Raw genomic sequence first — 7,869 nt, 5'->3', positions numbered from 1 at the left:
AAGGCTGCCACATCGACCACCACCTGGTCGGCGGGCATGACCAGCAGCACCGGGTCGTCGCCGTCCTGCTCAGCGATTACGGCGGCCAGCTCCATGGCGGGCGCGGTGTTGCGGCCGACCGGTTCGAGCACGATGCGGCTGCTCGGGCAGCCGATCTGGCGCAGTTGCTCGGCGATGATGAAGCGGTAGTCCTCGTTGGTGACGATGATTGGCTCGGCCACCGCGCCTTCGAAGCCGGACAACCGCAGCGCGGTCTCTTGCAGCAGCGTGTGCGTGCCGGTCAGCGCCAGCAGTTGCTTCGGATATTGTTCGCGCGAGGCCGGCCACAGGCGCGTGCCGGAGCCGCCAGACAGAATTACGGGTTGCAGGGACATGAATGACCTCCTGTCGGGTACTGCAAAGGGGGAACCGCTCAGACGCGCCGGGCGCGCCATCAGCCGCCCTGTGTCGGGCGGTCTGGGAAGAAAGTCTTCATCGGATGAAGATCTTCGCTCGTTCTCCTGCCTGCCTCCCGCGACGGCGCCAGCGTTGCGCCGTCGGGTGCATCCAGCTTCAGTTGTAGCCGTTCGGATTGGCGCTCTGCCAGCGCCAGGAGTCTGCGCACATGCAATCGAGATCGCGCTCGGCGCGCCAGCCGAGCTCCCGTTCGGCCATCGCCGGGTCGGCCCAGCATTGGGCGATGTCGCCGGCACGGCGGGCGACGATCTCAAAGGGAATCTGGCGGCCGGACGCGCGCTCGAAAGCGCGGACGACGTCCAGCACGGAATAGCCTTGCCCGGTGCCGAGGTTCACCGTCAGCACACCGGGGCTTTGCCGCAGCCGGTCGAGCGCTTTGACGTGGCCGACAGCCAGATCGCAGACATGGATGTAGTCGCGCATGCCAGTGCCGTCGGGCGTGGCGTAATCGCCGCCAAACACACGCAAACGCGGCAGTTTTCCGACCGCAACCTGGGTAACGAAAGGCATCAGGTTGTTGGGCAGGCCATTGGGGTCCTCGCCGATGCGGCCCGACTCATGCGCGCCCACCGGGTTGAAGTACCGCAGCAGAGCGATGCGCCATTCAGGGTCGGCGGCGGCAACGTCGCGCAGCACGTATTCCATCATCCACTTGGTGCGGCCGTAAGGATTGGTCGGCCCGGTCGGGAAGTCTTCGCGGATCGGCACGCTGGCCGGATCGCCGTAGACGGTGGCAGACGAGCTGAACACCAGCGTCTTGACGCCCGCTTCGGCCATGGTCTCGGCCAGCGCCACGGTGCCGGCGATGTTGTTGTCGTAGTAGGCCAGCGGCTTGGCAACCGATTCGCCGACAGCCTTGAGCGCGGCGAAATGGATCACCGCGTCGATGCGATGGGTGCGGAACACTTCGGCCAGCGCCGCGCGGTCACGCACGTCGATCGTATGGAAGCCGGCGAGCTTGCGCCCGGCGATTTCTTCGACCCGGCGCACGGCTTCGGCCTTGCTGTTGCAGAGGTTGTCGACCACCACGACGTCGTGCCCGGTTTGCAGCAATTCGACCGCGGTGTGGGTTCCGATGTAGCCGGCGCCGCCGGTTACGAGAATACATGCCATGGCAAAAACTCCAGCAAGGGTGTCACGGCCCCCGCCCCTGCCGGGTGCCAGTCAAATCAGGGCAGCGTCAATCGAAGGTCTCGTCCAGCGCCAGCGCCAGCCCCTGTTGCCAGGGCGGCACGACGACCCCGAAATGCTGCTCGAGGGAGGCGGTCGATAGCCGCGAATTTGCCGGCCGGCGGGCCGGCGTCGGGTATTCAGCGGTGCCAATGGGGACCACCCGGCGCACCCGGACCGAGTCCGGACGGCGTTCGCGGGCGCCCGCAACGATAGCCTCAGCAAAGCCATGCCAGCTCGTCTCGCCGGCGGCCACCAGATGGTGAATGCCCGATTCGAACTGGCCGGACTGTCGCTGCCGCATTGCAGCATGCACGATTTGTGCCGTGCTGTCAGCGATCAAGCGGGCAGTCGTCGGCGCACCGATCTGGTCGGCCACGACGCGCAGCTCTTCGCGCTCGCCCGCCAATCGCAGCATGGTGCGCATGAAGTTCTTGCCGCGGGCCCCGTACACCCACGAAGTCCGCAGCACCAGCCAATCGCCGCCTGCTTCGGCAATGGCCCGTTCGCCTGCGAGCTTTGAGCGGCCATAGGCGCCGAGCGGCGCCGGAGTATCTTCTGGCAGGTACGGCGCAGTCTTGCCGCCGTCGAAAACGTAGTCAGTGGAATAGTGCACGAGCAGCGCATTGTGACGCCGGGCGGCGACAGCCAATGCGCCGGGCGCTGCGCCATTGATGCTCATGGCGAGCGCTTCTTCATCTTCGGCCTTGTCGACAGCCGTGTAGGCGGCAGGGTTGACGATCACGTCGGGACGCACGCGATCGATGAGTCCGGCAAGGGTCTCGGGGCGCGATAGATCGGCCATGTGACGATCGACCGCGACAACTTCACCGAGCGGTTGCAATGATCGGGCGAGCTCGAAACCCACCTGCCCGGTCACGCCCGTGACGAGCAGCTTCATGCGTAGACCTCGCATTCGGCCAGCGGCTTGCCGGCGACGTCCTTTGGCGACAGTTGTGGTTCGATGCCTTCCAGTGGCCACTCGACGCCAACGGTCGGATCGTTCCAGGCCAGCGTGCGCTCGAACTGCGGCGCGTAGTAATCGGTGGTCTTGTAGAGAAAATCGGCGCTCTCGGAGAGCACGACAAAACCATGCGCGAAGCCGGCCGGCACCCACAACTGGCGGTGATTCTCGCCGGACAGCTCCACCCCCACCCACTTGCCGAATGTCGAAGAACTGCGGCGCAGATCCACCGCCACGTCGAACACGCGACCGGCGGTCACGCGCACGAGCTTGTCCTGCGCTTGTTCGATCTGGTAGTGCAGGCCGCGCAGGACGCCACGCTGCGAGCGGGAATGGTTGTCCTGGACGAAATTGACGGACAGGCCGGTCAGTTCCTCGAAGGTGTGCGCGTTGTAGCTTTCCATGAAGAAGCCGCGTGCATCGCCCCACACCTTGGGCTCGAGAATGAGCACCTCGGGAATCGCTGTCTCGACGACCTGCATCAGAACACCCGATCTTCCATCAATTGCAGCAGGTACTGACCGTAGCCGCTTTTGGCCAGCGGCTTGGCGATGTCGCGCAATTGGGCGTCGTCGATCCACTTGTTGCGCCAGGCGATCTCTTCAGGACAGGCGATCTTGAGCCCCTGCCGTTTTTCGAGTGTCTGGATGAACTGCCCGGCTTCGAGCAGCGAGTCGTGCGTCCCCGTATCCAGCCAGGCGTCGCCACGGCCAAGCACCTGCACGTCGAGCTGCTCGCGGTCGAGATAGACGCGATTGACATCGGTGATCTCCAGCTCGCCGCGCGGCGACGGCTTGAGGTGCCGCGCGATGTCGATGACTTGCTGGTCGTAGAAGTACAGGCCCGTGACAGCGTAACGGCTGCGCGGCTTGGCGGGCTTCTCTTCGATGCTGATGGCGCGGCCGGCGGCGTTGAATTCCACCACGCCGTAGCGCTCGGGGTCGGTCACCGGATAGGCGAACACCGTGGAACCGGCATCGGCCAGATCGGCGGCGCGCAGGCGTTCGGCCATGGCGTGCCCGTAGAAAATGTTGTCGCCCAACACCAGCGCCGATGGGCTGTCGCCGATGAATTTTTCTCCGATGATGAACGCCTGCGCCAAGCCGTCCGGGCTCGGTTGCACCGCGTACTGGATCGACATGCCCCAGGCACTGCCATCGCCCAGCAGTTGCTGGAAGCGCGGCGTGTCCTGCGGGGTGGAGATCACCAGCACCTCGCTGATGCGCCCAAGCATGAGCGTCGTCAGCGGGTAATAGATCATCGGTTTGTCATAGACCGGTACGAGTTGCTTGGATACCCCCAGCGTAACCGGATGCAGACGCGTGCCCGAGCCGCCCGCGAGGATGATGCCTTTTCTCTTCGATTTCATGATTTGCCTGCCTGATCAGCGCGCGACGTAATTGCGCTCGACCCATTCACGATAGGCGCCGGTCTGCACGTTGGAGACCCACGCCTGGTTGTCGAGGTACCACTGGACCGTCTTGCGGATGCCCGTTTCGAAGGTTTCGGCCGGGCGCCAGCCCAGCTCACGCTCGATCTTGCGGGCGTCGATGGCATAGCGGCGATCGTGTCCGGGCCGGTCGGCGACGTAGGTGATCAAGCGGCTGTAAGGGCCCGCTGCGTCGGGCCGCAATTCATCGAGCAGCGCGCAGACTGTGTTGACGATGTCGATGTTCGGCTTTTCGTTCCAGCCGCCGACGTTATAGGTCTCGCCCACGCGGCCGCGCTCCAGCACCACTCGGATCGCCGCGCAGTGGTCCTTCACGTACAGCCAGTCGCGCACCTGGCGACCGTCGCCATAGATGGGCAGCGGCTTGCCGGCCAGCGCATTGACGATGATGAGCGGGATCAGCTTCTCAGGGAAATGGTAGGGACCGTAGTTGTTCGAGCAATTGCTCGTCGTGACCGGCAGTCCATAGGTGTGATGCCAGGCGCGCACGAGATGGTCGGACGCGGCCTTGCTGGCCGAATAAGGGCTGTTCGGCTCGTACGGATGCGTTTCGGTGAAGGGTGCGGCGTCTGCTGTCAGCGAACCGTAGACTTCGTCCGTGCTGACGTGATGGAAACGGAAGCCCTCGCGCTCGGCCCCTTCGAGTGCGCCCCAGTAAGCCCGGGCCGCTTCGAGCAGCGTGAAAGTGCCCGTGACGTTGGTGCGCATAAACTCGCCCGGACCGTGGATCGAGCGGTCCACATGACTCTCGGCAGCGAAATGGACAATGGCACGGGGGCGATGTTCGGCGAGCAGACGATCGACGAGCTCGCGATCACAGATATCGCCCTTGACAAAGATATGGCGCCCGTCGCCCCGCAACGATGCGAAGCTGTCCGGGTTGCCCGCGTAGGTCAGGACATCGAGGTTGACGACGGGCTCATCGGAGACAGCCAGCCAGTCATGAACGAAATTGACGCCGATGAAGCCGGCGCCACCGGTAACGAGGATAGTCATGGTTCTGGGTTAAACGGCGAATTTGCCAGTTTACCTCAGACCTATCGCAGGCAGTGCGGCCTTCGGTCCGTAAGTTCATCTATGTCATGCCGCCTGCCAAGTGGTTGGTCAGACGAACGTAATCCGCTACCGACAAGGTTTCTCCTCGGGCGCCCGGATCAATCTGCGTTGCAGAAAAGTCCGACTCTCCGGCGATATCGCGCAGGGTATTCCGAAGCGTCTTGCGCCGCTGCCCGAATGCCGCGGTCACAACCCGCGACAGCAGTTTTTCGTCCGAGCAATCAAGCGCCTCAATGGGTTTGGGGCGCATATAGACGATGGATGACACCACTTTCGGGGCCGGACGGAAGGCTCCGGGCGGCACATCGAACAGGCGCGCCATCTCGAATCGGTACTGCAGCATCACCGACAGGCGCCCGTAGGCCTCTTCGCCCGGCTCGCCCACCATGCGTTGCACGACCTCCTTCTGGAGCATGAAGGTCATGTCCTGCACACGGTCAGCGGCGTCGGCGAGATGGAACAACAGCGGCGTAGAGATGTTGTAGGGCAGATTGCCCACCACCCGCAGCGGGCCGTTCACCTCGGCGGCAAGCGCGCCGAAATCGAACTTGAGCGCATCGCCTTCGTGCACGGTCATCTGTTCGGCGGTGTATTCCTCGTGCAAGCGGGCGATGAGGTCGCGATCGATTTCGACCACATGCAAATGCCCGCAGGCGGCCAGCAGCGGACGCGTCAACGCGCCGAGCCCCGGGCCGATCTCGACCACCGTCTGGCCGGGCTTGGGCGCGATGGCGGCGACGATCTTGCCGATGATGTTTGGATCGACAAGAAAGTTCTGGCCGAAACGTTTGCGGGCCTGGTGTCCTTGCGGCATCCGATCTATCCCTTGGCGAACGCGGCGATCTTCTCGCGAATGCGCGGCACGGCAGCAAAGCCCGCGCGCTCGCCTTCGAGGATGGCCTGGTTCTTGAGCTGGAAATTGCTTGGCGACATGCTGCGCACGTCCGGCTGGATCACCACGTCGGCGTCGCGCAGTTCGAAGCTCGCGATACGGTTGCCCATGATGGCGATGGTATCGAGCATGACATCGATGCTGCCCTGGTTCTTGCGGCCCGACGGTCGACCCGAGATATCCACGCCGATCACGATGTCGGCGTTGCCGATCTGCCGTGCGATACGTACCGGCACCGGGCTGACGAGGCCGCCATCGACGTATTCCTTGTCGCCGATGACGACCGGCGAGAACACGCCCGGGACGGAGCTGGACGCGCGCACAGCGACGCCGACATTGCCGGAACTGAAGATCACCGCCTCGCCCGTCGACAGGTTCGTCGCCACGGCGGCGAACTTGCGCTTGAGCTGTTCGATCGTCCTGTTGCCAACCTGCTTGTTGATGAAGCGTTCGAGCGCCTCGCCCTTGAGGAATCCACGATCGAACAACGCCCAGTCCGCAAAGGCGCTCTGGTCCAGTTGCAGCGCGAGCTTCTGCAGATCGAACGCGCCGAAGCCCGCTGCATACAGTGAGCCGACCACGCTGCCGGCGCTGGTGCCGACGATGGCGTCGGGCACGATGCCGTTGGTTTCCAGCGCCTTGAGTACGCCGACGTGGGCGAAGCCGCGCGCGGCCCCGCCACCCAGCGCCAACGCAATGCGCGGCTTGCGTGGCGGCACAACGGGAGCGGCTGGTGCTGCCGGTGCAGGGCCTGCCGTGGAGGGGCGAGGCGTGGATGGCGTCTCTTGCGGCGGCGTGGTCGTACACGCAGCCAGTACGGCGCCGCCGATGGCGGTGCCCAGGAATTCGCGGCGCTTCATGAAACGAAGATCACTCAGTGGATGGCGCGCGCCATGGAGAGCGCGCAGTCGACGGCAACATACAGGCTACCCGGATCGGCGCGGCCGGTGCCGGCCAGATCCAGCGCCGTACCGTGGTCAACAGAAGTACGGATGATGGGCAAGCCCAGGGTCACGTTGATGCCGCCGCCAAAGGTGGCGTACTTCAGTGTCGGCAATCCCTGGTCGTGGAACATGGCCAGCACGGCATCCCCACGGGACAACTGATGCGGCGTAAATAGCGTGTCAGCCGGCAGCGGGCCGATGAGCTGCATGCCTTCGGCGCGTAGTGTCGTCAGCACAGGCTCGATGACGTCGAGCTCTTCGTGCCCCATGTGCCCTGACTCGCCCGCATGGGGATTGAGCCCCGCCACCAGGATGCGCGGCGACGCCAGCCCGAACTTGTCGCGCAGATCAGCGTGCAGGATGCGCAGGGTGCGCGTGAGATCCTGGGGAGTAATGGCGGCGGGCACATCCTTGAGTGGCAGATGCGTTGTGGCCAGCGCCACGCGAAGCCATTCGCGCGACTGCCCGGTCTGTCCGGCGAGCATCATGACTACACGAGCCGTGCCGGTCTTTTCGGCCAGATATTCCGTGTGGCCGGTGAAGGGAATGCCAGCGTCGTTGATGATGCTCTTCTGCACTGGCGCGGTGACCATGGCGGCGAATTCGCCGCGCTGGCAGCCCTCGATGGCACGGTCGAGCAGTTGCAGCACGTAGTGCGCGTTGGCCACGTCGAGTTGCCCGGCGCGCGCGGAGCGCGCAAGCGGCAGGTCAAGCACATCGAGCGTGCCCGGCAAGGCCACGCTGCCGGCCACATAGGGGCGCACGGCAATGTGCAGGCCGATGGCGGCGGCGCGCTCTGCGATCAACGCTCGATCGCCCAGCACCACCAGCCGCGCCGGCCATTCCCGCGTCGCGAGCATGGCACACAGCTCGGGCCCGATGCCGGCGGGCTCTCCACTGGTGACGGCGACGACGGGCGTGGCGGACATGGCGGTCT

9 protein-coding genes are annotated in these 7,869 nt (G+C 64.8%); all 9 read right to left on the bottom strand.

All coding sequences use genetic code 11. The features are described 5' to 3' along the window. On the bottom strand, positions 1-374 hold a 374-nt coding region (locus ACDA63_RS18370; RefSeq protein WP_373664047.1), incomplete at its 3' end, for a sugar phosphate nucleotidyltransferase. Positions 375-552: 178 nt separating this feature from the next. Further along, entirely contained in the window at positions 553-1,569 is a 1,017-nt protein-coding gene (gene galE / locus ACDA63_RS18365; protein ID WP_373664744.1) for a UDP-glucose 4-epimerase GalE, read from the bottom strand. 67 nt (positions 1,570-1,636) lie between these two features. Continuing rightward, positions 1,637-2,527: a dTDP-4-dehydrorhamnose reductase gene (gene rfbD, locus ACDA63_RS18360; protein ID WP_373664743.1), complete on the bottom strand. Its 891-nt coding sequence runs from the start codon at positions 2,525-2,527 to the stop codon at positions 1,637-1,639. Continuing rightward, positions 2,524-3,072: a dTDP-4-dehydrorhamnose 3,5-epimerase gene (gene rfbC, locus ACDA63_RS18355; protein WP_373664742.1), complete on the bottom strand. Its 549-nt coding sequence runs from the start codon at positions 3,070-3,072 to the stop codon at positions 2,524-2,526. The genes rfbD and rfbC overlap by 4 nt, the downstream gene beginning before the upstream one ends. Beyond that, positions 3,072-3,959: a glucose-1-phosphate thymidylyltransferase RfbA gene (gene rfbA, locus ACDA63_RS18350; protein WP_373664741.1), complete on the bottom strand. Its 888-nt coding sequence runs from the start codon at positions 3,957-3,959 to the stop codon at positions 3,072-3,074. The genes rfbC and rfbA overlap by 1 nt, the downstream gene beginning before the upstream one ends. A 15-nt stretch (positions 3,960-3,974) precedes the next feature. Next, a complete protein-coding gene (gene rfbB, locus ACDA63_RS18345; protein WP_373664740.1) occupies positions 3,975-5,036 on the bottom strand; it encodes a dTDP-glucose 4,6-dehydratase in 1,062 nt (353 codons plus the stop codon). 79 nt (positions 5,037-5,115) lie between these two features. After that, positions 5,116-5,910, bottom strand: coding sequence for a 16S rRNA (adenine(1518)-N(6)/adenine(1519)-N(6))-dimethyltransferase RsmA (rsmA, locus tag ACDA63_RS18340; RefSeq protein WP_373664739.1), 795 nt, complete (start codon positions 5,908-5,910; stop codon positions 5,116-5,118). 5 nt (positions 5,911-5,915) lie between these two features. Next, positions 5,916-6,848 carry a patatin-like phospholipase family protein gene (locus tag ACDA63_RS18335; protein WP_373664738.1) on the bottom strand — a complete coding sequence of 311 codons (933 nt, stop codon included), beginning with the start codon at positions 6,846-6,848 and terminating at the stop codon, positions 5,916-5,918. 14 nt (positions 6,849-6,862) lie between these two features. Next, positions 6,863-7,861, bottom strand: a complete 999-nt coding sequence (gene pdxA / locus ACDA63_RS18330; RefSeq protein ID WP_373664737.1) for a 4-hydroxythreonine-4-phosphate dehydrogenase PdxA — start codon at positions 7,859-7,861, stop codon at positions 6,863-6,865. Positions 7,862-7,869 lie beyond the last annotated feature (8 nt).

Origin of the sequence: Uliginosibacterium sp. sgz301328, assembly GCF_041807905.1 — a bacterium.
Classification (GTDB): domain Bacteria; phylum Pseudomonadota; class Gammaproteobacteria; order Burkholderiales; family Rhodocyclaceae; genus JBGVSA01.
Note: the sequence above shows the minus strand (reverse complement) of the source record. Positions and strands in the feature narration are given on the sequence as shown.

Coding starts and splice junctions, on each gene's coding strand:
- galE (WP_373664744.1), bottom strand. CDS start 1,569: ATGGCATGTATTCTCGTAACCGGCGGCGCCGGCTACATCGGAACCCAC.
- rfbB (WP_373664740.1), bottom strand. CDS start 5,036: ATGACTATCCTCGTTACCGGTGGCGCCGGCTTCATCGGCGTCAATTTC.
- rfbA (WP_373664741.1), bottom strand. CDS start 3,959: ATGAAATCGAAGAGAAAAGGCATCATCCTCGCGGGCGGCTCGGGCACG.
- rsmA (WP_373664739.1), bottom strand. CDS start 5,910: ATGCCGCAAGGACACCAGGCCCGCAAACGTTTCGGCCAGAACTTTCTT.
- ACDA63_RS18335 (WP_373664738.1), bottom strand. CDS start 6,848: ATGAAGCGCCGCGAATTCCTGGGCACCGCCATCGGCGGCGCCGTACTG.
- rfbC (WP_373664742.1), bottom strand. CDS start 3,072: ATGCAGGTCGTCGAGACAGCGATTCCCGAGGTGCTCATTCTCGAGCCC.
- pdxA (WP_373664737.1), bottom strand. CDS start 7,861: ATGTCCGCCACGCCCGTCGTCGCCGTCACCAGTGGAGAGCCCGCCGGC.
- rfbD (WP_373664743.1), bottom strand. CDS start 2,527: ATGAAGCTGCTCGTCACGGGCGTGACCGGGCAGGTGGGTTTCGAGCTC.